Raw genomic sequence first — 22,605 nt, forward strand, 5'->3', positions numbered from 1 at the left:
ACGTCGTCTGAGGTTTCCTTAGACGCTCGTGCTGTTCGTAGCTTTTTGCTTCGGTCACAGTTTCAACTAGTTGAATTTGGTTAAAGGTTTGCTCATCTTCTCATCTGTATATTATTATCCTATCGCACCACCAATTTCAGATTTTTATTTTCCATCTGAGATAACATCTAGAATATAGCTATTGAAGGTTTAATCACCTGAAAATGTCCAAAGAATTATGTCCTTGTGGGAGCAAAAAGCAATATTCTTACTGTTGTGGGATGTATTTATCTAGTAAAAAGACCCCAGAAACAGCAGAAAAATTAATGCGATCGCGCTACACTGCTTTTAGTCGGGGTAACGTTCATTATCTCCTTGCTACTCTACATCCAGATCAAAGAAAATTTGGTGATCGCCAAGAATTAACTGAAAATATCAACAATACGCAATGGCTAGGCTTGAAAGTTATTGATACCCAGAAAGGCAAAAAGCATGACGTGACTGGGTATGTGGAATTTGAAGCAGTTTATCAGCTAGATGAACCAGGACAACTTCACGAACGTTCTAAGTTTATTAAAACTGACGGTCAATGGTTTTATGTGGAAGGGGATATCTTACCTGGAACAGTACCCAAGCGTAACGAACCTTGTTGGTGTGGTAGTGGCAAAAAATATAAGGATTGCCACGATGATTGAGTAACGAGTTTTGTACAATCTATAATGAATTTTTACACTAATGTTAGTTATCAATCCTGATGACCAATTGACTCAATTTAATCGATTTTCTCAGTATAAATACTGACTTAATCTTAATCAAAATAAACTCATTAATTGTTTTAAAAATAAGCCTCCGTAATGAATATTGGTCATAAATTAGCTAAATATTGTCTATATTGCTCTTTATAATCTATGAGTAAAATTACTGACTAGTTTGTCAAAGCATCATAAAGCATCATATTTACTAGTAAACTATGAAAATAAAAGTGATCCAAATTACAGAAAAAACACACAAGTTCATCTAAAATTTAACTACATTAAAGTAAATATCTCAGGAAAACATGATTTTGTCTAAGAAATCATCTCTTACATCTAGATCTTCTATCTCAAGTAATAAAAATAATTAAAAAAAACCTTTTAAAATCATCGAATAGAACATTGGTAAAGTTTCATGAAACTAATTCGCGAAATAGTTAAGCAGGCTCTAAATACGGGGTATTTAACCTTAGAAGCAGAAGAAAAGCTCAAAAAAATGCTAGAGAACAAATACGATCTAGAAGATTTAGAAGCCTTTATCAATTTACAACAGGCTACAATGCTGGGAATAGTTAGACAAGAATCAAAAGAGATATTTGCAGCCAGTAGAAACTGTTCTTAAATCCAGTCTTCTTCATTTGATGATTCGCGGTTCACACTAGAATTAGTTTCAGGCTCAAATGAATTTTTTGGCGTTCTGTCTGGATTGTCTTTTGGGCGATCGCTTGATTCTCGATATTTATAAGAATATGTAGAACCTGAACGCTCTACATTTTGGGGTTCTTGCTTTACTTCATAACTTTTCCCCTCAGATACCTGCTTAGGAAAAGAATCTCTAATGCCGTCAACTTCAGAGTACTTTCTCGGACGATCATTGTTCCAAGCTGTATCACTATTAGGATACAAATCATCGTTAAGGATAGGCTTTTTACGATCGCTGTAGCCGTATCGATTAAGACTCTGTACCAGTAAATTAGCGATCGCTCCTGTTAAGGTGGCTAGAGCAATCCAGGCTGCTAGAGGTAAGGGGGGAGTCTGATAGAGGCAGCTTTGGGAACTATCAGCACAAAGTAACTTTAAAGCAATTGGGTTTCTATTTTGAATAAATACAATACTCAAGGCAGCGATAATTAATATTAACAATAGTGTTTTAATCCGACTCATAAATCCCTCGTAATGAGATGAAAACTTTGATAATGACGTTACTTGCGTAAATAAACTGATGTTGTCATTTTACTTTGGTGTTTGAATATCCGTAACTTTTTTCGCCGATAGGCAATCTTACTGAACTAAGATTTTCTCGAAAATGAAGTCTGGAGAATGAAGTTTAGTCAACCTAGAGATAGAGTTTGATCGTTTCTCGACTCATCAAGATAAAAAATTTTATTTCAAATGCTGCGCAATGCCAGTTAAAAACATGGTATAGCTTTTGGATGAGGTGCTGTTGGTTGGACAAACCGAATCAGATACTTTTCAGTGTAATTTGACAGAAATTGAATCTAGAACTATTTTGTTTGGAATTAGCAGAACAATTACAGTTTAATGCTGATAAAAAACAGATAGAAGTTGTATTTGAAGCTCAAGGTAAAATCACCCAATCAGCTTGGGACGAAAGTTTATAAGATCAAAGAGCGATCGCCGATCTCATTAATGTTTATTGGAAAGGCGATCGCATTTATTAGACTTGTTGGGTAATAAGCGCAAAAATCCTTGAAATCTAGACTGAATAAGCTTTTCAGTGGTTTTGATTACTATTTTCCAACCAGTCTATTGACTGTAATTAAATTATCTACAAAAAAGCGATCGCTCTAAAAGTAGAGCGATCGCTTTTTACAAAAGATTTTTAACCTTGGTTTTTTAATTAACCCACTGTTCCTTCTAACTTAAGACTTAACAATTTATCTGCTTCCGCCGCAAACTCCATTGGTAATTCGTTCAGCACGTCTTTACAAAAACCACTTACCAACATAGAAACCGCATCCTCTTCAGAAATACCTCGTTGAGCAAAGTAAAATAGCTGTTCTTCACCAATTTTGGCAGTAGAGGCCTCGTGTTCTACCTTGGCGGTATTGTTACCCACTTGAATGTAAGGAAAAGTGTTAGCTTCGGCATTATCGCCAATTAGCATCGAGTCGCACTGAGAGTAGTTACGCGCACCAGTCGCCTTATTGCCAATTTTAACTAAGCCACGATAGCTACCCTGAGAGTCTCCCGCGGAGATACCTTTAGAAATAATTGTGCTGCGGGTGTTTTTGCCCACATGAATCATTTTTGTTCCTGTATCTGCTTGTTGCTTATTGTTGGTCAAAGCGATGGAATAAAACTCGCCTACGGAGTTATCGCCGACTAAAACACAGCTAGGATATTTCCAGGTAATTGCTGAACCTGTTTCTACTTGCGTCCAAGAAATTTTCGAGTTAACTCCTTTACATAAGCCACGCTTGGTCACAAAGTTATAAATTCCACCTTTACCGTTTTCATCTCCAGCAAACCAATTTTGCACTGTAGAGTATTTAATATCAGCATTATCTAACGCCACTAACTCGACTACCGCAGCGTGAAGTTGATTAGTGTCAAACATCGGTGCCGTACAGCCTTCAAGATAGCTAACGGATGCCCCTTCTTCCGCCACAATTAAAGTACGTTCAAATTGCCCTGTATCACCGTCGTTAATCCGAAAATAAGTAGACAGTTCCATCGGACAGGTTACGCCTTTAGGAATAAAAACAAACGAACCATCGCTAAACACGGCGGAGTTTAAAGCGGCAAAGTAATTATCTCCTACAGGAATGACGCTACCCAAATACTGCTTAATTAGTTCAGGATGTTCTTCTACTGCTTCAGAAATTGAACAAAAGATCACGCCATCTTCAGCTAACTTTTCTTTAAAAGTTGTCCCAATCGAAACACTATCAAAAATAGCATCCACTGCGACATTACTTAGCCTTTTTTGTTCTGATAAAGAAATACCTAATTTCTCAAAGGTTGCCAGGATCTCTGGATCTACTTCATCCAGACTACCTTTTTTTTGCTGCTTCTTTTTTGGTGCAGAATAATAGACAATATTCTGATAGTCGATCGCTGGATAACTAACATGAGGCCAGTCTGGTTCGCTCATCTTGAGCCACTGACGATAGGCCTTAAGACGAAACTCTAGCATAAATTCTGGCTCATTTTTTTTTGCCGAGATCAGACGCACGACATCTTCGCTTAAACCACGAGGAATTTGTTCCGTTTCAATATTAGTGGTAAAACCATATTTGTAGGGCTGATTAACTAGAGTTTTGACGTTAGCACTCATGATGAGAAATTAAATAGACTGTATTGTTGGTGGTATCGGCAATTTTGGCGAGCTGTTATCAGTAAATCTTGTGACAGCTTCGGTAAAATTAACTTAAGATTGGTTTGACGAAATATTTCGTCTGAGTTTAACAATAAATTTGTTGTTTAAGTATATTGTAGGTTACATTAACAATAAATTTGTTGTTTAAGTCAAATAAATTTGGCTAATCTCTATTATTTTTTAAATACCCCTCAAGACGATGACGACCACTGGTTTACCGTCTACTAAACAAAATATCCTCCAGGCTCTATTTAAGCATGGTCAAGCAGCAGCAAGTCGACTAGCTCAAGATTTAGATCTTAGTACCCAAGCTATTCGTCGTCATTTGCATGAATTAGAAGCTGATGGCTTAATTGAATATCATTCGGTACAGCAAGGTATGGGTAGACCACAGCATTTGTATCAGCTTAGTAGTGCAGGACGCGATCGCCTTAGTCCACAAAAGTATAGTGAATTTGCCGTAAGTTTTTTGGATACTCTAGCCGAAACAGCAGGACAAGAGCAGGTTAGCAAAGTTTTGGAAAAGCAGTGGCAGCGTAAAGCAGCAGTATATCGCGATCGCTTAGGAAATGGCAATCTCAAGCAGCGTATCGCCAAATTGGTGCAGCTACGACAGGAAGAAGGCTATATGGCAGAATTACACCAAGCCTCTGCTCAACACAAGCAAAGATTTGTTTTAGTAGAGCATAACTGCGCCATTTCTGATGTGGCAGAATCTTACCCCAGCATTTGTGGACACGAACTGGAGATGTTTGCGGCGGTATTGCCAGACTGTATCGTGCAAAGGACTCAGTGGATCAATGATGGTGAACATCGCTGTGGCTATTCAATCGAGGTAAAGTAATCAAAGTTGAAGTTGCTAATCAATTAGCGATCGCTTTGGCTTCAGTTTCTATTGGAATTAATCAGCTAATTAAAAACTTGGCGCTCGCTATATATATATTAAGAAAATTTACGAATTAGTAAAGATATAATTGCTACTGCTTACCAGTGCTGGTGTGATTACACCTAATCAAGATAGGGTAAACTGAGTAGTTTTATGATCTAAAATTTCCAATCTTTTATATGACCGCCATAAATACTAATCTCCCCAAAAATCGACCTGACCAACCTCCTGCCGACTCTAAAGCAAGAGTAAGTCAGTTTATGAAACAGCTACAGGATGAAATTTGTGCTGGCTTAGAATCAGTTGATGGCGGTGGCAAGTTTCAAGAAGACAGTTGGGAGAGAGAGGAAGGCGGTGGCGGGCGATCGCGTGTTTTGGCAGATGGAGGTATTTTAGAACAGGGTGGAGTAAATTTCTCCGAAGTATGGGGTAGTCAGTTGCCTCCCTCAATCCTTCAACAACGCCCCGAAGCAGAAGGACATGGGTTTTATGCTACAGGTACATCAATGGTATTACACCCCCGCAGCCCTTATCTGCCGACAGTTCACCTCAACTATCGTTATTTTGAGGCGGGCCCAGTGTGGTGGTTTGGTGGTGGTGCGGATTTAACTCCTTACTATCCTTTTGCCGAAGACGCTGCCCATTTTCATCGGACTTATAAAGAAGCTTGCGATCGCCATCATCCTGAATATCATTCTGTGTTTAAGTACTGGTGCGATGAGTATTTTTATCTCAAACACCGTCAGGAAACTAGAGGGGTAGGCGGATTATTTTTCGACTATCAAGATGGTACAGGTGAACTATACAAAGGACCTCATCCAAACAAAGCAGCCGCAGAGTATAGCAACAAGTTAGGGGAAGTGGATCACCGCAGTTGGTCAGATATTTTTAACTTTGTTCAGGATTGTGGCAAAAGCTTTTTATCTGCTTATCTACCCATTATTGAGAGACGCAAGGATCTAGAATATGGCGAAAGAGAACGGGATTTTCAGCTATACCGTCGTGGACGCTATGTAGAATTTAATTTAGTTTATGATCGCGGTACTATTTTCGGCTTACAGACTAATGGGCGGACTGAATCGATCTTAATGTCCTTGCCGCCTTTAGTTCGCTGGCAATATAATTATCAACCTGAACCAAATACTCCTGAAGCAGAATTGTATGAGACATTTTTGAAGCCTCAAGATTGGATTAACTGGCAAGAGAAATGATTACTCGATGTACTCAAAATGACGAGCATAAACGGTTGAACCGTGCCAAGTAGCTAGGCATAATTAATTTAAAGACTGATGTGAGGTAGTGAAGTAGTGGAGTACTGGAGATAGGGGAGAAAAATAAGAATCCGTTATTTTATATTGAATTCCACCCAGCTACTTAATTACTGATTATGTTGATTTGAATGAAAAACTGTGTCATTTTTCAAGGCAAGCTAGCTTGCTATCCTGAGACGGCAACGGAATTAGGTTTCTTAACTAAAAATCATTTGTTTTGGCAGCATCAGGGGATTAAACAGGAGCTTTGTCTAGATGATGTAGTAGGTACTACACTAATAAATCAGGGAGATAATAACCGTCCTTGTCTCGTTGTGTCTGCTTATCCGAAGCAAACAGTTGGTCTGCTCGTTAAAAAACAGCGCCGAATATTGCGAGAATATTATTTTACCTGTGAAGATTTACCAAAGCGATCGCAATGGCAAAAAGCAATTAATAATACTTTAGTCGGTAAAGCGGTCGACGCAGATATTAAATGTCGAAAGTTACAGATTGTGATCAATCCGAATAGCGGTCAGAAACTAGCTAGTAAGGTATTTGAGCAGGTGCGTCCATTATTAGATCGTAGTAACTTAACCTATACCGTCACGGAAACTAGCAGCGCTGCGGATACCAAAAACCTAGTGCGTAATCTCAATCTATCGGCACTAGACGGGTTAGTAATTGTGGGGGGAGATGGTACGATTCATGATGCGATCGCTGGTTTGATGAGTCGTGGCGATCGCGAAACCGCAATTAAACTACCTCTGGGGATAATTCCTGGGGGTACGGGCAACGGTTTGTGTAAGTCTATATTGGAATCGGCGAGGGAGAGTTACAATCCGCTTACTGCTACTTTTATGATCGCCAAGGGTAAACAACAGAGTTTTGATCTAGCTAGCGTTACTCAAAATGGTCAAGAGTATTATAGTTTTTTGTCCCTCGCTTGGGGTTTAATTAGTGATGTCGATATCGAGTCAGAAAAGCTCAAGTTTTTAGGTGCATTAAGATTCGATGTTTATGCCGTCATGCTGCTGAGTTTACTGCGTACCTACAAAGGTAGATTTTCTTATCTTCCCCATCCTGATTTTGAGCAGATCCAGAAACAGGAAAACTCATCGCTTACAGGTTGGCAAGTAATGGAAGACGATTTTATCTTTCTCTGGGCAATGAATACCCCTTGGGCAGCCCATGATATGAACATTACCCCTAATGCCAGCTTAAACGATGGGGCGATCGATGTCTTAGTCATGCGCCAGGGAACATCCCGCTGGGAATTGCTACAGGCTTTGTTACGCTGCGGAAAAGGAAAACACCTCAATTTACCCCATATGGAATATTACAAAGTCAGTGCTTTTAAGCTAGAGCCTTTAACCGACGAAGGTATTTTAGTAGTTGATGGAGAACCTGTGGATTATACACCTATAGAAATGAAAATAATGCCCAATTTAGCCGTTATTAATGGTTAGAAATTGATTGAGCGGACGAAGGGAGTCATTTAAGAAAGCTATAGATTTTCAAAACAGTTTGAAAAGTCAAAATGGATATGGGAAAATGATTATGTTCCCTTTCCCACTTTAATCTAACTGATATTCATAACTAAAGCTTAATTTGAAAGTGGCGCAGTGAGATAAATGTGTCATGCTGCCCACTAGAGCCAAGTCTCTTATATGATAGGTGGGCTTAGTTTAACAAATGCTGTGTTACGCTAGGTGCGAATCAGCGAAGCTATCAGTGGCTATAATAAAAGTGGTCAATGAGTATCTCTAGTCAGCTTTGCTTTGGAACTTATCTTCTGAAATTATGAACGAAATCGACGAGCTAAAGGAAGAACTCAAACAGGCACAGCTTGCTTATCAAATGGCAGCGCAGATGAGTCAATTTAAGGCAGGGTTTTTAGCCAGAACTTCTCATGAATTGCGATCGCCTCTTAGCAGTATGATTGGGTTACATCAGTTGATTTTGTCCGATCTATGTGAAAGTCCTGAAGAACAAAAAGAATTTATTGCTCAAGCCTATCATTCAGCTCTCAAATTGATGAAGTTGATCGACGAGATTGTTGCTGTTTCTAAGACAGAATATGGGAGTAATAGCCTGTATTTAGAGTCCCTTGAGCTATCCAAGATATTTACCGAGATAGGTCGTCTTACCTACCTTCAGGCAGCAAACCGTAATTTAAACTTAGAGATTGTTAATCCCGATCCTCAAATTTGTGTCTTTGCCGATCGCTCTCGTTTAATTCAGCTAATTTTTAACCTCATTGATAGCGGAATTGCTCTAATGAAAAAAGGAGTAATTAAACTATCAACTACAGAAATAACTAGCGACAGCGTTAAAATCGAAATCGATTTAGATTGTCCTGCTGTTCTTTGGCAAGAATCTACTGTTCCTGAGCCAAATTTTCAAACTCATGACTTATCAGAAATTCGCGAACTTTTACAAGAGATTAGTTTATCTGCCAACATGAAATTGCTGATGTCAAAAACTCTTGTGGAAACTATGGGAGGAAGTCTAGAACTTCAAGATTTTGGTGGCTTAAATGGAAGTGAACCTTCAAGTCGAATAATCTTGACCTGCAAGAAAGCATTTTAAGATTAAACCGTGTTTAGTCAAATAATCTTAAGGTTTGGGTTTAAAATTGAATAACGCCTAATGTGGATTAGCTTCATTCTAGTTTACTAGTTTTGAGCTAATAGCTAATACCTTTTAAGATTTTTTTTCACATCAGGCTGATTAAATGTTGACCAACAAAGCTATTTAACAATTAACAATGTGGATGGCTCTCTTGAGAACATTCTTGTTCCCAGCATCTTTTAAATAAAGTGATTTGATATAAATACCAAAAATGTCTAATATTCCAAACAGAATATTGATGACCTAGCTGCTGGTTAATATATTGCCAAATTAATAAAGTAATGAGCTGTATTTTTCTATTCATCAACCAATATCCTTAATTAATAATTAAAAGTTGTTTTAAGCTATTAGCTAATCGCAGAATTCAACTGGAGCTAATCAACTTGTGGAATTGCCTTATATTATTAATTTTGCCCAATTGGCTTTGATTCCCCATGCTCGGAAATGCCTAAAATTTTCGTGGGGATCAAGGTACTTTCAGTATTCTTACTAGTTGTCAAATCAGCAAAAATCTGTATATTTTAAGCTATGCTGCGAGTAATATCGAGAGTAATACGACCACTAAAATCAGGGATCGGTGCTGCTGGTTTTGATAGTTGGACTCGAACCTGATTGACTTTTTCTAGGCTTAAAATCTTGTCGGCGATCGCACTAACTAACTTTTCCACTAAATCGAATTTAGCAGTAGTAATCTGCTCTTTGACAATGGCGATCGCTTCTCGATAGTCTAAAGTATCTGTAATCTCGTCACTTTTTCCCGCAGCGCTCAAGTCTATCCACAAGGTTAAATCTACTTCAAACCACTGTCCCAATACTTTCTCTTCGGGTAAATAACCAACGTAACCATAAGCGCGAATACCACTAACTTGAATTGAATCCATTGTTTAATTACTAGTAATTTAACTGCATGAGCATAGATATTTTACGGCTTCTAACTGCTAACTTCTAGCTTCATACGAGGCTACAATATATCCATGACATCAGTGGCATTCAGGGCAGGAGCAAAAAGATATCCCTGCCCATATTCGCAACCTAAATTCTTCAGTATTTTTAATTGGGCTGCGGTTTCAATTCCCTCGGCAACAACGTCTAAGCCCAAGCTGTGAGCTAAGTTAATAATCGCTTTAATAATATCGTAATTGGTGTTGTTGATCTCAGGCCCAATAAAGGAGCGGTCTATCTTGACCGTATCAACAGGTAAATAGCGTAAATAGTTTAGAGAAGAATAGCCTGTCCCAAAGTCATCGAGACATAGCTTAATTTCTCGTTCCTTTAGCTGTTCGAGAACCTTGGTAACAGCCGAGGTATTTTCCATTAGAGTACTTTCAGTAATTTCTAATTTAAGGTCTTGTCCGTTTAAATTTAAAGATTCAAGCAAATTATCTATTTGGGGAATTAATTCGGGATGATAAATCTGAATTCGTGAAAGATTTACGCTGACTGTTAAGGGTGAGTCACCCACAAAAGATTCTTGCCAGGTTACTAGCTGACTACAAGCTTCTGACAATACCCATTGACCAAGGGCAATAATCTGCCCAGTTTCTTCACAAATGGGAATAAATTTATTTGGAGAAATTGTCCCCAAAGAATCGTGTTTCCACCTCACGAGAGCTTCTAAACAATGAATCTTGCCTGTGTCTAAAGAAACAATCGGCTGATAGTTCAAATATAGCTGATGATTATCGATCGCCCTTTGCAAATCGTTTTCTAGCCTGAGTTTCTCGACTGCCTGACTCTGCATTGTCTCATCAAACAGTACCGATGTTTTGGCAAAGTTGACTTTAGCATACTGCATGGCAGTATCAGCCCAGCGCAACATTTTTTCTGGTTCGCGATTGTTTTCTTGGTTTAAGGAAATGCCAATACTGACTGTCGAACAAACTGTTGCACCGTTAATTTCAAAAGGTTTAATTAGTTCGTGATATAAATCCTCAGCTTGATCAACTACCTCATACTGATTATTGAGTTTGCTGATTAGCAGCGCAAATTCATCTTCGCCAATTCTGGCAATTACATTTGCATTAATATTAACTACATAATTTTCTAACCGTCGGGCGATCGCGATTAACAATTTGTCACTAATTTCATACCCAAGACTACGCTTAATGCTGTGAAAGCGATCAATACTCAATAGCAATACAGCAAAAATTTGAGTGGAATTGAGTTCTTTTTGCTCTTGAGCGATTTCACTGTTGAGATGGTCTAAAAATGAAATTCTGTTGGGCAGGTTAGTCAGCTTATCATAGTAAGCAAGATATCTAAGCCTTTTTTGGGCTGCTCGATATTCCTCTCTAAAGATAGCTTCCCTTAGCTCTCGTTCCACGGCAGGAAGCAACCGCGACAATTGCCCTTTAATCAAATAATCGTGCGCTCCTGCCTTCATAGCTGCTACGGCGGTATCTTCGCCGATTTTTCCTGATATAATGACAAAAGGTAAATCTAATCCCCGTTCTTTTAAGATCTCCAAAGCAGCGATCGCGCTAAACTGAGGCATAGAATAATCAGCTAAAACAATATCCCAAGGTTGAGTGGACAAAGCAATTTCGAGATCAGTCTTGGTGTCAACTCGCTGATCAATTACTTGATAACCACCACGCCTGAGGGTAATAGCTAATAGTTCGGCATCGTCTTCTGAATCTTCGATAATTAAGACTCGCAGAAGTTTACTCATTTGGGACTCCAAAAACAGTGGGAAGCTGATTGACAGTCAGCCAATATGTACTTATCTCTTTCACAAAATTTTGGAGTTGAGTAAAGTGAATTGGCTTTCTAATATAACTGTTGCAACCATTAATATAACTGTCAATGAGGTCTTGTGGCTCATTTGAAGAGCTTATTATGACTACAGGAATAATTTTACTGTAAGAACTAGCGCGGATGCGCTTTAAAACTTCGATACCGTTGATTCTTGGTAAATTTAAATCCAGCATGATTAAAGCGGGCATTGTTGTCATGCTTAAATTTCCTGATTCTGCTGTTTGACTTTGATTATCTGCTTGTCTTTGAAGATAGTTCAAAGCTTCAATTCCATCGGCTACCACAATTAAGTTATGCGAAATTTCCCCCTGAGCGAAAGCAAGCCTCATCAACTCGCGATCGTCAGCATTATCTTCTACTAACAAGATATTTTTAGTTGGCATTATTATAAATAATTTTTAATATTGATAAAATTAGTTCGTGATTATTGACTAATTATTAATAATATTTATCTTTTTTATAAATCAATTTATAAATCAATATTTTAATTTTCAAAATACGCTCTGAGCTGGACATTTTCAGTTTAGATACTTCAGTTTTTTCTTGTTCTGTATCTTTTATCACATTAAAGAGCTCATTAGCAAGACTTCAAGAGTATTTTTTTGTCAAAATAATTTTGCCAGAAGATAAACTCTTAAAAAAGTATTATTTTTAGCAAATATCTACTTTTAAAGATAGTTATTAAATTTTCATACTGTAAAGTTTATAGCTTATTTGTTTGCTTCTAGATTTAAAGCGCCAGCTTATAATATACAAAAATAACCTAAGTTTACTTAGTCTTCATTTAAAGTTATCAATAGTAAATAAGCATTAATATAAAAAGTTTAAAATGAGCGATTATTTGGATTTAACTAGCTATGGATATCAAATCGAAGCAGAATTAGGTCGTAATCGTGAGGGAGGCAGAATTACTTGGAAAGCGATTGAAATCAAAACTCAAAAAACTGTGGTGGTTAAACAATTTTGTTTTGCTCAAGCTAACTCAAGCTGGTCAGGATACAAAGCTTATACTCAAGAAATTACCTTGTTACAAAATCTAAACCATCCTAACATTCCTCAGTACTTAAACAGTATTGAAACTGACAATGGTTTTTGTTTGGTTCAAGAATATATTACGGCGGTTCCCTGTAGTAGCTTTCGACTCTTAACTTTAGATGAAGTTAAGCAAATAGCCGTAAAGATGCTCGATATCTTAATTTATTTACAGCAACAAACTCCGCCAATCCTACATCGAGATCTTTCGACCGAAAATATTTTGCTGGATGAATCTTTAAATGTCTACCTGATCGATTTTGGCTTTGCCAGCCTAGGAAGTAAGGAAGTTGCTGCTAGCAGCGTTTTTCGCGGGACACCAGGATTTATTGCTCCCGAACAAATTGTCAAACCAATTATGGCATCGGATATTTACAGTTTAGGAGTGAGCTTAGTTTGTTTGCTAGCCCACAAAGACATTACAGCAGTTCATACTTTTACTTCGGCTGATGATCCGTATCAGCTAAACCTCAAGCAGCTTTTGCCAGACTTAGATCGTCGGTTTTTGGGTTGGCTGGAAAAGATGACCAAGGCGAAAGTCAGTCAACGCTTCTCGGATGCTCAAACTGCCAAAAATGCCTTGCTCAAGATAGAATTACCCGTCGTGGCATCTAAAGATCTAGCTACTCTTGCATCGAGGGATACATATAAACCGAAAATTCTTGGTGGAGTGGCAATTTCTGTAGCTACAACATTTGCTACTTGGGCAATAGGCTTTACTACTAGTCAAGTTGAATTAAGGGTCACCACAATCGCGATCGCCATGTTAGCGACGATCGCGATCGCTATTACTCAATTAGGCGCAGCCATAATAGTTAGCTTAGATCCTCAGACCAAAACTCAGGGAATAGCCTTGGGTGTGATTATGCCGAGTATCTTAGTCGCTGTGAGTGGATTGATTTGGGGGATGAACTCAGCTGTAGCAATCTCGTGCGCGATCGCCATAGCTGAAGTTTTGTTACTTTCTTACTTTTGGGCGCAGCTACCCAGCAAAATGGGTAATTTAGCTCAAGGAGGCTGTTGGCTAGGTGCGATCGCGATCGGCATTACTTTAGGTTTAAACTTAAGTAATTAGCAATTATTAAACACATTTAAGACTCTTAGCTATAATTCAAGATGGAATAATCAAGAGCATTTTAAATAACCTAGACAGTGTTGTGGAGGAGACGGCATTGGACGAACTCAGGGCAGGATTAGCTTTGGCCACCGAGGAAGAATTACAGCAGATTACGCAGATATTGTTTAACCGTCGTTTCAATCCCCTAGATTACTGGCAGACACCTGAGCCAATTGAGATTCAGAGTCAGGATTTGGACTTATGGCTCGATTCTTTAGACCAAAGATTCCGCTATTTAGCAGCAGACGGAATGACGGTATTGCGAGGGCGAACCCAAGAAGTATCTTATCGAGATATTTTGACTAAAGTTTGTAACTATCTAAAAATTCCTTACTCTAATCAGATGAGAACGACGGATATTGAAGCCGAAATTTTTCTCCATTTAGTTAGCAAAGCTTGGGATAAATTGCCTTTCCAAGAACAGAAGACTCTTCAAGCGCAGGTGGGCAATTCCCTAACTACAGCCCATCCTCCAGAACCTTTACCAGTACATTTACAACACAATCCTCTGAAAATTCTGCTGAAAGGGACAGGGATTGTGACAGTTAATACCGTGCTGAAATCATGGCTACTTAAACACATTGCTCGGCAGTTTGCCCTTCATTTTGCGACTTATCAAGCAGCTAAAATAGCCTTGATCAAAGGCAGCACCACCGCAGTAGCAGGATTGGGTAATCAGCTAGCATTACAAGCAGCCAAAAAAGGAATGGTGACAAATGCGGCTCGCTATGGAACAGCAAGAGGAATCTTTAGTATCCTCGGCCCAGTGGCTTGGGGCTATTTTGTCGCCGATTTGGGTTGGAAAGCGATCGCCACTAATTATGGGCGTGTTATTCCAATTGTGTTTACTCTGGCGCAAATTAGGCTAATTCGGGGTGAATACTTGGGATTAGGTTAAGTATTGTAGAGTAACAAGAGCGATCCCCTCACCAAAATTAATCAACCTATAAACAATTTGTTAAGAATGCTAGTGGTAAGCTGAAATACCTCAGAACATATAAACAAGAAAGGAAGTTTATAAGTAAAACGACCTAGTAGAATCACTAAAATTTCGCTTTTTTCTCTATGACCCACTTTCCTTGGTTAACTACCTGTATTTTATTTCCCATCGTCGCTTCTTTATTTTTGCCGATTATCCCTGACAAGGAAGGTAAAACCGTTCGTTGGTACGCTTTAGTTATTGGCTTAATTGATTTCGTCATCCTCGTTTATGGCTTTTATCAAGACTACGATTTTAGTAATCCTGACCTCCAGCTAGTCGAAAGTTATGCTTGGATACCTCAGCTAGACCTCAATTGGTCAGTTGGGGCAGATGGTCTTTCCATGCCCTTAATTTTGCTGACAGGGTTCATTACAACCCTCGCCATGATGGCCGCTTGGCCAGTTACTTATAAGCCAAAGCTATTTTATTTTCTCATGTTGGCAATGTATGGCGGACAAATTGCCGTCTTTGCCGTTCAAGATATGCTGCTGTTTTTCCTGGTTTGGGAATTAGAATTAGTTCCTGTCTATCTCATCCTGTCCATTTGGGGTGGGAAGAAGCGTCTTTACGCGGCAACGAAGTTTATCCTCTATACCGCAGGAGGTTCGCTGTTTATTTTAATCGCTGCCTTGACCATGGCATTCTATGGGGATGTCGTGACCTTTGACATGAGGGCGATCGCTGCTAAAGATTATGCCTTTAATCTACAGTTATTTCTCTATGCTGGCTTCTTAATTGCCTATGGGGTTAAACTGCCGATTTTTCCTCTCCATACCTGGCTTCCCGATGCTCACGGAGAGGCAACAGCCCCAGCCCATATGCTGCTTGCAGGTATCTTGTTAAAAATGGGGGGCTATGCTCTACTACGGATGAATGCGGGGATGCTGCCCGATGCTCATGCCTTTTTTGCTCCCGCTCTGGTAATTTTGGGAGTAGTTAACATTGTTTACGCAGCCTTAACTTCCTTTGCCCAGCGTAACCTCAAGCGCAAAATTGCCTATTCATCGATCTCTCATATGGGATTTGTCCTGATTGGGATTGCTTCTTTTACCGATTTGGGTACTAGTGGGGCAATGCTGCAAATGATTTCTCATGGTCTGATTGGAGCTAGCCTCTTTTTCATGGTGGGTGCTACCTATGACCGCAGCCATACCCTAATGCTCGATGAGATGGGTGGTGTTGGTCAAAAGATGAAAAAGATCTTTGCCATGTGGACGACTTGTTCCTTTGCTTCTTTAGCCCTCCCAGGCATGAGTGGCTTTGTAGCAGAATTAATGGTCTTTGTTGGCTTTGCTACTAGTGATGCTTACAACTCTACTTTCAAGGTGTGTATCATTTTCTTGGCGGCGATCGGCGTTATCCTAACGCCAATTTATCTGCTGTCAATGCTACGGGAAATGCTTTATGGCCCTGAGAACAAAGAATTGGTCGATCACACTAATTTAGTTGATGCTGAACCCAGAGAGGTGTTTATCATCGCTTGCTTATTAATTCCCATTATTGGGATTGGTTTGTATCCTAAATTAGTTACCCAAATTTATGATTCCAGCATCAGTCAACTCACAGCCAAATTGCGTGCTTCTGTACCCAGCTTGGCTCAACAAACCCGCATTTCTGCTCATAGTTATTCAATGATGTCTTTAACTGCACCAAAAATTGAAATTGAATAGGTTAAAAATAGCTAAATAAAATTATACGGGCAAGGCACCGCCTTGTCCTATCTTGGGTCTTTTTGACTACTTATACCATTAGTTGAAAATAATCTTAAATCCGCTTTTAAGAATTGGTATTGGTTTCAACATTACTATCTGGTGTGCCTTTAGTAGGATTAATTAAACTCCCTGAGTTAATCTGAAACAGGAGATACCCTGAAACCCCTAGGGCTAATAAAGCCAATAATCCACAAGCTCTTAACCAATTACGAGTGGCCTTGAGCTTTTGATCTGTTTCCTCTAATGAAGCTCGCAAAGGATTAAGCACAGATATTAATTCCTGACGATTTTTTAACTCATAATCCTCGAAATCAGGGCGCATCTCATCTCGCTGTACTGCCCATTCCTGTAGTGCTGCCCGCTGACGTGACCAATCATCTAAAGCTTCGATTAGTTTAGCCTCAAGATCCTGTCGCAAATTAACAATTTGCTGACTAAATTGGCTACTCAAACTACGGCTTGCTTGATTAAATTGGCTATTAACATTAATTAATTCTTGACGAATCGATCTCCAGCTTGATTGATTTTTATTTTCTAGCTGATTAAATTTGTTGCCCTGATTAGCATCAATTTTGTCTTCTAATTCATCAAGGCGTTGCTCTAATTTTTGCTCGATTTGTGCCAAATTATCTGATGAATAGTGAGCATTTTGTGCGGCCATCAGCTCTTCTAATTTAAGACGATAGGTTTCAATTAATTCTTCTACTTGAACTTGTAAGGGGATTAAAGAATCATGGTTTTGCAATGACTCTAATAAGTTAACATTTGTGTAAACAGAACGGATTTTTTTTACCAGTTCTTCGGCTCTGGTATTTTTAAGCAAATATCCTTTTGCTCCAGAACGCAGAGATTTGCCTAGATAAACATCATCATCATGACCACTGAGAAAAATTACTTTCACTTTGGGAAATCGCTGGGAAATAATCTTAGTAGCTTTTAATCCGTCCATCTGGGGCATATCAATATCCATCAGCACAATATCAGGCTGCAACTCTTCTACTTTAGCGATCGCTTCCCGTCCATTATGAGCAACACCCAAAACATTAATATCTTTTTCTACATCCAGCCAAGTTTTAAGGATTTCGCAGAGCAGAGTTTGATCGTCTACTAATAAAACAGTAATCATTCAATATACCTAAATAATTTTAAATTTTTATATTCTTGCCCAAGCAAGTTGCCAATTTATATTTCAAATTATCTTAATAGATCGAGAGAAAAAAAAAAGATTACATATCAACTCTTAAACTGTTTGTAAAGAAGGTTTGTACAACTATCAAAATCAGTAATTAAATATTAAACAATCTCTAATTTATTCGTTTAATTATTTAGCATCAATATTCAAGAAAACGCTGATTAAAAGCTGTTATTATAGATTTTTTTGTAGTGTTATATATAAATACAATAACCTTAAAATAAGTTCTAAATAGTATACAAGTCTTTGCTTGAGTCTAGCTGAGGAATAACAATAATTATCCCGACCTATAAAAATTTTGGGTGATTCTCGAAAAATCAAACTAGTTGATTTGGTCTATTCTATTCTAATAACCATCATGAAAATCTACGTCATGATTAACTAAATAATGCAGTCTACCTAAAACCGTATTTCGCAAGTGACTTTATGGAAACAATCTTTTTGACGATAGAACCCAGCGTAACGGAGGTTTCTATCGAGGACAATCTAGAACAATTTTTGATCGTCTTATCCGTCTCTTTAAGCGTGGCAACTATTTCACGTATCTTTAGCTGGTTTCGCCAAATTCCCTATACTTTGTTGCTAGTGATCGTCGGACTTGGTTTAGCTTTTGTAGATATTCGGTTAGTCAGTCTCTCTCCAGAGTTGATTTTGGAAATTTTTCTGCCTCCTTTACTGTTTGAAGCCGCCTGGAATATACGTTGGCGCAGTCTCAAGAACAGTCTGATTCCTGTGAGTTTGTTTGCGGTTGTCGGTGTAGTTATTTCTGTAGTTGGGGTAGCCTTTCCCCTCGATTATTTTACTGATATGTCGTTGGCTACAGCTCTTTTAATTGGTGCTAGTCTGTCTTCTACCGATCCTGTGTCTGTAGTAGCTTTGCTGCGAGAATTGGGAGCAAGTAAACGTTTAACAATTCTCATAGAAGGAGAAAGTCTCTTTAATGATGGAGTAGCAGTAGTTGCATTTTTGCTGTTGGTTAATATTCCTCTGGGTATTGGCGAATTTGACCTTTCAACCATTGCGATTAGTTTTATAACTTTTGCTGGTATTGGTTTTAGTGTTGGTGGCTTAATTGGATTTGGGATTTCTTATCTAACTCAAAGATTTGATTTACCTTTGGTAGAACAATCTTTGACCTTGGTATCAGCTTATGGAACCTACTTAATCACGGAAGAATTAGGTGGATCTGGGGTAATTGGGGTTGTGATTGCTGGTATTATCTTGGGCAATTTTGGTTCTCGGATTGGGATGAATCCCCGTACTAGACAATTAGTTTCGGAATTTTGGGATTTTCTGGCGTTTTTTGTCAATTCTATTGTCTTTTTATTAATTGGCGACCAAATAAATTTTATTAGTCTTAAAAGCAATTTTGGTCTAATTGTCATGGCGATCGCTGCTGTATCAGTTACTAGAGCAATAATGATCTTTGCTTTGGGTAATATTAGTAATTTATTTAGTAAAACTAAAACTAATCTGCCAGAACAAACCGTACTGTGGTGGGGTGGTTTAAGAGGCTCTGTATCCATTGCTCTAGCATTAAGTGTTCCTGAAATATTGTCGAGTAGACAAGAAATTATTGATACAGTTTTTGGGGTAGTGCTATTTAGTCTCTTAGTTCAAGGATTGAGTATGAAGTGGCTGTTAAGCACTCTCAATCTGGTTGACGATCAGCCTCAGCGTCAAGAGTATTCCGAGTTATTAGCTCGCAAAGTAGCCATGAAGAGGGTTTTAAACTATTTAGCTAACAATGAATTAGCTTTAGAAATTGATCCTGAATACTATCGCTATCAACAAGAATTGGTTAAAGGAGAACTCAAAAACATTAAAGAAAAAATTGACAATATGCAGCAAAAGTATGATGATTTGCGATCGCTTACTATGGAACAGCTTAATGAGCAGTTATTAGATATTGAAGCCGATACCTATGCCGAATTTATCAGAGCAGGTCAATTAAATGAAAATCTTTCTTCCATACTACAAGATATTATTGCCAAAGCAGGGGATGCAGAATTCATAGATAAAGACTAACAGATAAAAACTAACAATTTTCAAGGTGTTGGCAAGGAAGCGTCTTTTTGTAGCTCAATTTCGCTAAAATTTATTTATGCTTACAAGTCCCTATTGACCGAAGAATTTAGCCATGAATGCCAAGAATGTTTTAGGTGGAGAATTGAAAACATGCTGCATTTCTCCCATGACAGGATTTTATCGTAATGGTAAATGTGATACTGGGGCAGAAGATCGAGGTTTACATATCGTTTGTGCCGAAGTTACTGCTAAGTTTTTGACTTTTAGCCAAAAACAAGGAAATGATCTGAGTACACCAATGCCAATGTACGATTTTCCAGGTTTAAAACCAGGAGACTGTTGGTGTTTGTGTGCTTTACGCTGGAAAGAAGCATTAGATGCAGGCTTTGCACCACCCATTAATTTGGAAGCCACTCATGAATCAATGCTGAACTTTATTCCCCTAGAAGTGCTTAAAGAACATTCCCTAGATTTGAATGGTTAATAAAATATATTTTCATACTAAACCTAAATTGATCGAGGTAGTTATTAACTTTTTGACCTCTGCACGGGCAAGGTAATGTTTTTCCTCCTACTGAGCTTTGAATTACAAAATGGCGCGTAAACTTTTTTTAGGATTGCTTTGGTTAGCTTTTACCATCTACGCGATCGCCTCTTCTTTTACAAAAACACAGCAAGGAGATTTTGAGTTAATTCTCAAGCTGTCTACGGGAGAATTTGCGGGAATCAACCCAATAATTATTGCTATCTTCTATATCATGGGCATTTTCCCTGTAGTTTATGCAGCATTTATTTTGTTTGACAGTAATCAAAAGATTTCCCCCTACCCTTTCTCTGCTGTATCATTTGGACTGGGGGCATTTGCGCTGTTGCCCTATCTTGCTTTGCGTCAGACTGATATTACGGTGAACAAGTCAAAGAATTGGTTACTCAAAATACTAGATTCTCGCCTGACGGCGATCGCGGCTAGCGTTGCTGTTATTGCCCTAATGATCTGGGGATTAACCAGGGACAACGCATCTAAATCCCCAAAGCTAGACAGAAAAAGAACTTTAAAAAGTTTTAAGCTTCAAATTAAATTTAATATCTGCATGAAAACTCGTTAATAGTAAACATGACTTACTTTTATCTGAACAAAGAAAAGTTGAGATACCAGAAATAAAGAAGAGTTGTTTTCTTCTTCATTCTGGATTGAATTTTGATGAGATATTTCTAATTAAGTAATAGTTCTCGAAGATAATTATTATCCCAACCTGCTTTTTTTCGCTTGCCTTTAATACTGCCTTTAATACTTTTATGTTGCTTGATTAAATTCAAAGCTATATGTCTAATAACCGCCAAGTTTTCAGGAGCATTATCTTTTCTTATTCTAGAACCATCTTCATTAAAACCTACATCTAATACCCAGGGTAAGCTGATTTTCAATCCCCCAATGTCCTCGAATATATTCAGCTAATTGTTGAGCATCCTGAGACAAGCTAGTGATAAAATATCTATTCTCATGCTTTATTTTACCATTCTTCAATTGGCGAATTGATTCAAGATGAACAACTGAATTTAGGTTCGACCATTTCTTTGGGGAATCTACAAGTTCTTGGATGTCATTTAAAACATGATAACATCTTTGTTCAGTACGACCATGACCTGATTCATATACAATATAATTACTAGGGAAAAAGTCATTTTTATTCTCAGATAAAGCTACTTTAAATAAGTCATCTACTCGCTTATACAATCCGCCTTGGTTCTTTTTTAATGTAATCAAATAATCAGCTTGTTGATTCACTATTTGATTTACTATTTTGGTCTGACAGCCCATTGCATCTAAGGTTACAATTGCTCCTGATAATTCTAAAATTTTTAATAATTCAGGAACTGCTGTGATTTCATTTGATTTTTTAGCTACCTTTTTTTGTGCTAGAACTAATCTGCCGACCGAGCCTGAATGCATTCAGGCTCGCAAGCGGCAGTGCATTCCGCACCACTTTCTTTCGCCCAAGCATATGCGGAGCGGTATCCTTTAGGAGTGACCATTACAATTGCTGCTTGTTCAGAATTATGGTCATACGAATGACGTAAAGTTTTACCATCTATAGCAATTTGTGACCCTGATATTAACGAATTAATAGATTTAATCCAATTCACAAAACATTTTTCTAATTGTTGCGGGTCTAAACGTGCAAATACTCGATTAAAGGTATCATGTGATGGAACTCCGTTTGGCAATTCTAAAAATGATTTGAACCAATCATATTTACATTCGCCAAATAATTCTATATCATCCCATGTCTCGGCTCCGCTAATTACCGCATATGCGGAGCGGTGACGGGAGCGAAGCGAGCTAATCCTTTAGGAATCCTTTAGGACAAAGGGTAATTGTAATTATATCAATTAGCTTATGCCGTTTAGTTCTATCTATTCTGGGATCTTTTATCGCTGAAAAATGTTCTTCTATTGTGGTTTTGGGGCGTAATTTCACTACAAGATTGAAAACCCTTATCTTTCGGTAATTATAGTGATCATACCATCCATCATTAAAATGAATTTTCTCAGCTCATTTTAATTTAAGTCATTCTATAGAAGCTTTGAATACTACTTCTCTTCTTTCTTGACTTTTTTAGCTCTTTTTCAGAATTACTAACTATCGCTCAATTTAAGATGCGTTGCCCCTGGGGGATTAACCCAGGGAGATTGGTCAGACTATGTTGCTCAATGGCAAACCAGTCAATTTATTCACGTCATGAGTATCGATTTTTGCCTCCTCAGTCTTCTATTTCCTGCTATTTTAGGGGACGACATGCAACGGAGGGGAGTTAAAGGCTGGCTCAAGGCGATCGCCTTTATTCCTTTATTTGGCGCTTTAATTTATTGGTGTTTGCGTCCTCAATTGTTGTGATTATTGTTTCAATACTTCTTTTTTAACAATTTAATTAAAGAACTG

The 22,605-nt window shown here is 38.2% G+C and carries 19 protein-coding genes and 2 pseudogenes; 13 read left to right on the forward strand and 8 right to left on the reverse strand.

Translation table 11 applies throughout. The annotated features are described in order from the left end of the window. Positions 1-203 precede the first annotated feature (203 nt). Together C7B62_RS05690 and C7B62_RS05695 are read left to right on the forward strand one after the other, a co-directional pair. Entirely contained in the window at positions 204-674 is a 471-nt protein-coding gene (locus C7B62_RS05690) for a YchJ family protein (protein WP_106233656.1), read from the forward strand. A gap of 472 nt (positions 675-1,146) precedes the next feature. After that, entirely contained in the window at positions 1,147-1,353 is a 207-nt protein-coding gene (locus tag C7B62_RS05695; RefSeq protein WP_106233657.1) for a hypothetical protein, read from the forward strand. On the opposite strand, the gene C7B62_RS05700 is transcribed toward C7B62_RS05695, so the two are convergent. Both C7B62_RS05700 and sufB read right to left on the reverse strand, forming a co-directional pair. Next, positions 1,350-1,895 carry a hypothetical protein gene (locus C7B62_RS05700; protein WP_106233658.1) on the reverse strand — a complete coding sequence of 182 codons (546 nt, stop codon included), beginning with the start codon at positions 1,893-1,895 and terminating at the stop codon, positions 1,350-1,352. The two genes, C7B62_RS05695 and C7B62_RS05700, sit on opposite strands and share 4 nt — an antisense overlap. A 697-nt stretch (positions 1,896-2,592) precedes the next feature. Beyond that, positions 2,593-4,032 (reverse strand): Fe-S cluster assembly protein SufB, encoded by a 1,440-nt coding sequence (gene sufB, locus C7B62_RS05705; RefSeq protein WP_106233659.1) that lies wholly within the window; start codon positions 4,030-4,032, stop codon positions 2,593-2,595. A 241-nt stretch (positions 4,033-4,273) separates the two neighbouring features. Between sufB and sufR the strand changes: the two genes are divergently transcribed. The 4 genes from sufR to C7B62_RS05725 all read left to right on the forward strand — a co-directional run bounded on the left by sufR (position 4,274) and on the right by C7B62_RS05725 (position 8,802). Continuing rightward, positions 4,274-4,918, forward strand: a complete 645-nt coding sequence (sufR, locus tag C7B62_RS05710) for an iron-sulfur cluster biosynthesis transcriptional regulator SufR (protein WP_106233660.1) — start codon at positions 4,274-4,276, stop codon at positions 4,916-4,918. A gap of 221 nt (positions 4,919-5,139) precedes the next feature. After that, positions 5,140-6,171: an oxygen-dependent coproporphyrinogen oxidase gene (gene hemF, locus C7B62_RS05715; protein ID WP_106233661.1), complete on the forward strand. Its 1,032-nt coding sequence runs from the start codon at positions 5,140-5,142 to the stop codon at positions 6,169-6,171. Positions 6,172-6,359: 188 nt separating this feature from the next. Next, positions 6,360-7,679 (forward strand): diacylglycerol kinase family protein, encoded by a 1,320-nt coding sequence (locus C7B62_RS05720; RefSeq protein ID WP_106233662.1) that lies wholly within the window; start codon positions 6,360-6,362, stop codon positions 7,677-7,679. 334 nt (positions 7,680-8,013) lie between these two features. Next, on the forward strand, positions 8,014-8,802 hold the full coding sequence (locus C7B62_RS05725) for a sensor histidine kinase KdpD (protein ID WP_106233663.1): 789 nt from the start codon (positions 8,014-8,016) through the stop codon (positions 8,800-8,802). Between the two features lie 172 nt (positions 8,803-8,974). Here the strand turns inward: C7B62_RS05725 and C7B62_RS26065 are convergent, their stop codons facing one another. From C7B62_RS26065 to C7B62_RS05740, 4 genes are all read right to left on the reverse strand, one after another. Beyond that, positions 8,975-9,148 (reverse strand): hypothetical protein, encoded by a 174-nt coding sequence (locus C7B62_RS26065; RefSeq protein ID WP_199194079.1) that lies wholly within the window; start codon positions 9,146-9,148, stop codon positions 8,975-8,977. A gap of 217 nt (positions 9,149-9,365) precedes the next feature. Next, positions 9,366-9,725 carry a dihydroneopterin aldolase gene (gene folB / locus C7B62_RS05730; RefSeq protein WP_106233664.1) on the reverse strand — a complete coding sequence of 120 codons (360 nt, stop codon included), beginning with the start codon at positions 9,723-9,725 and terminating at the stop codon, positions 9,366-9,368. An 80-nt stretch (positions 9,726-9,805) separates the two neighbouring features. After that, a complete protein-coding gene (locus tag C7B62_RS05735) occupies positions 9,806-11,515 on the reverse strand; it encodes a bifunctional diguanylate cyclase/phosphodiesterase (protein WP_106233665.1) in 1,710 nt (569 codons plus the stop codon). Then, the gene (locus C7B62_RS05740) at positions 11,508-11,984 is read right to left on the reverse strand and encodes a response regulator (RefSeq protein ID WP_106233666.1); all 477 of its coding nucleotides are present in this window, start codon (positions 11,982-11,984) and stop codon (positions 11,508-11,510) included. Before C7B62_RS05740 ends, C7B62_RS05735 begins: the two co-directional genes overlap by 8 nt. Positions 11,985-12,430: 446 nt before the next feature. On the opposite strand from C7B62_RS05740, the gene C7B62_RS05745 reads away from it, so the two are divergent. From C7B62_RS05745 to C7B62_RS05755, 3 genes are all read left to right on the forward strand, one after another. Then, on the forward strand, positions 12,431-13,708 hold the full coding sequence (locus C7B62_RS05745; protein WP_106233667.1) for a serine/threonine-protein kinase: 1,278 nt from the start codon (positions 12,431-12,433) through the stop codon (positions 13,706-13,708). 97 nt (positions 13,709-13,805) lie between these two features. Further along, the gene (locus C7B62_RS05750) at positions 13,806-14,648 is read left to right on the forward strand and encodes a YaaW family protein (protein ID WP_106233679.1); all 843 of its coding nucleotides are present in this window, start codon (positions 13,806-13,808) and stop codon (positions 14,646-14,648) included. A 167-nt stretch (positions 14,649-14,815) separates the two neighbouring features. Beyond that, positions 14,816-16,402, forward strand: a complete 1,587-nt coding sequence (locus tag C7B62_RS05755) for an NAD(P)H-quinone oxidoreductase subunit 4 (protein WP_106233668.1) — start codon at positions 14,816-14,818, stop codon at positions 16,400-16,402. Positions 16,403-16,508: 106 nt separating this feature from the next. Here the strand turns inward: C7B62_RS05755 and C7B62_RS05760 are convergent, their stop codons facing one another. Continuing rightward, positions 16,509-17,570 carry a response regulator transcription factor gene (locus C7B62_RS05760; RefSeq protein WP_106233669.1) on the reverse strand — a complete coding sequence of 354 codons (1,062 nt, stop codon included), beginning with the start codon at positions 17,568-17,570 and terminating at the stop codon, positions 16,509-16,511. A 507-nt stretch (positions 17,571-18,077) separates the two neighbouring features. Between C7B62_RS05760 and C7B62_RS05765 the strand changes: the two genes are divergently transcribed. From C7B62_RS05765 to C7B62_RS05775, 3 genes are all read left to right on the forward strand, one after another. Beyond that, positions 18,078-19,664 carry a Na+/H+ antiporter gene (locus C7B62_RS05765; protein WP_106233680.1) on the forward strand — a complete coding sequence of 529 codons (1,587 nt, stop codon included), beginning with the start codon at positions 18,078-18,080 and terminating at the stop codon, positions 19,662-19,664. A 112-nt stretch (positions 19,665-19,776) separates the two neighbouring features. Continuing rightward, positions 19,777-20,148, forward strand: a complete 372-nt coding sequence (locus tag C7B62_RS05770) for a DUF2237 family protein (RefSeq protein WP_106233670.1) — start codon at positions 19,777-19,779, stop codon at positions 20,146-20,148. Between the two features lie 109 nt (positions 20,149-20,257). Beyond that, positions 20,258-20,770 carry a hypothetical protein gene (locus C7B62_RS05775; protein WP_106233671.1) on the forward strand — a complete coding sequence of 171 codons (513 nt, stop codon included), beginning with the start codon at positions 20,258-20,260 and terminating at the stop codon, positions 20,768-20,770. Positions 20,771-20,876: 106 nt separating this feature from the next. Here C7B62_RS05775 and C7B62_RS05780 read toward each other — a convergent pair. After that, positions 20,877-22,143: pseudogene (locus tag C7B62_RS05780) on the reverse strand (ISAs1 family transposase). 195 nt (positions 22,144-22,338) lie between these two features. On the opposite strand from C7B62_RS05780, the pseudogene C7B62_RS05785 reads away from it, so the two are divergent. Beyond that, positions 22,339-22,560: pseudogene (locus tag C7B62_RS05785) on the forward strand (DUF2834 domain-containing protein); the annotation flags it as partial. Between the last annotated feature and the right edge of the window lie 45 nt (positions 22,561-22,605).

Origin of the sequence: Pleurocapsa sp. CCALA 161, assembly GCF_003003995.1 — a bacterium.
Taxonomy (GTDB): Bacteria; Cyanobacteriota; Cyanobacteriia; order Cyanobacteriales; family Xenococcaceae; genus Waterburya.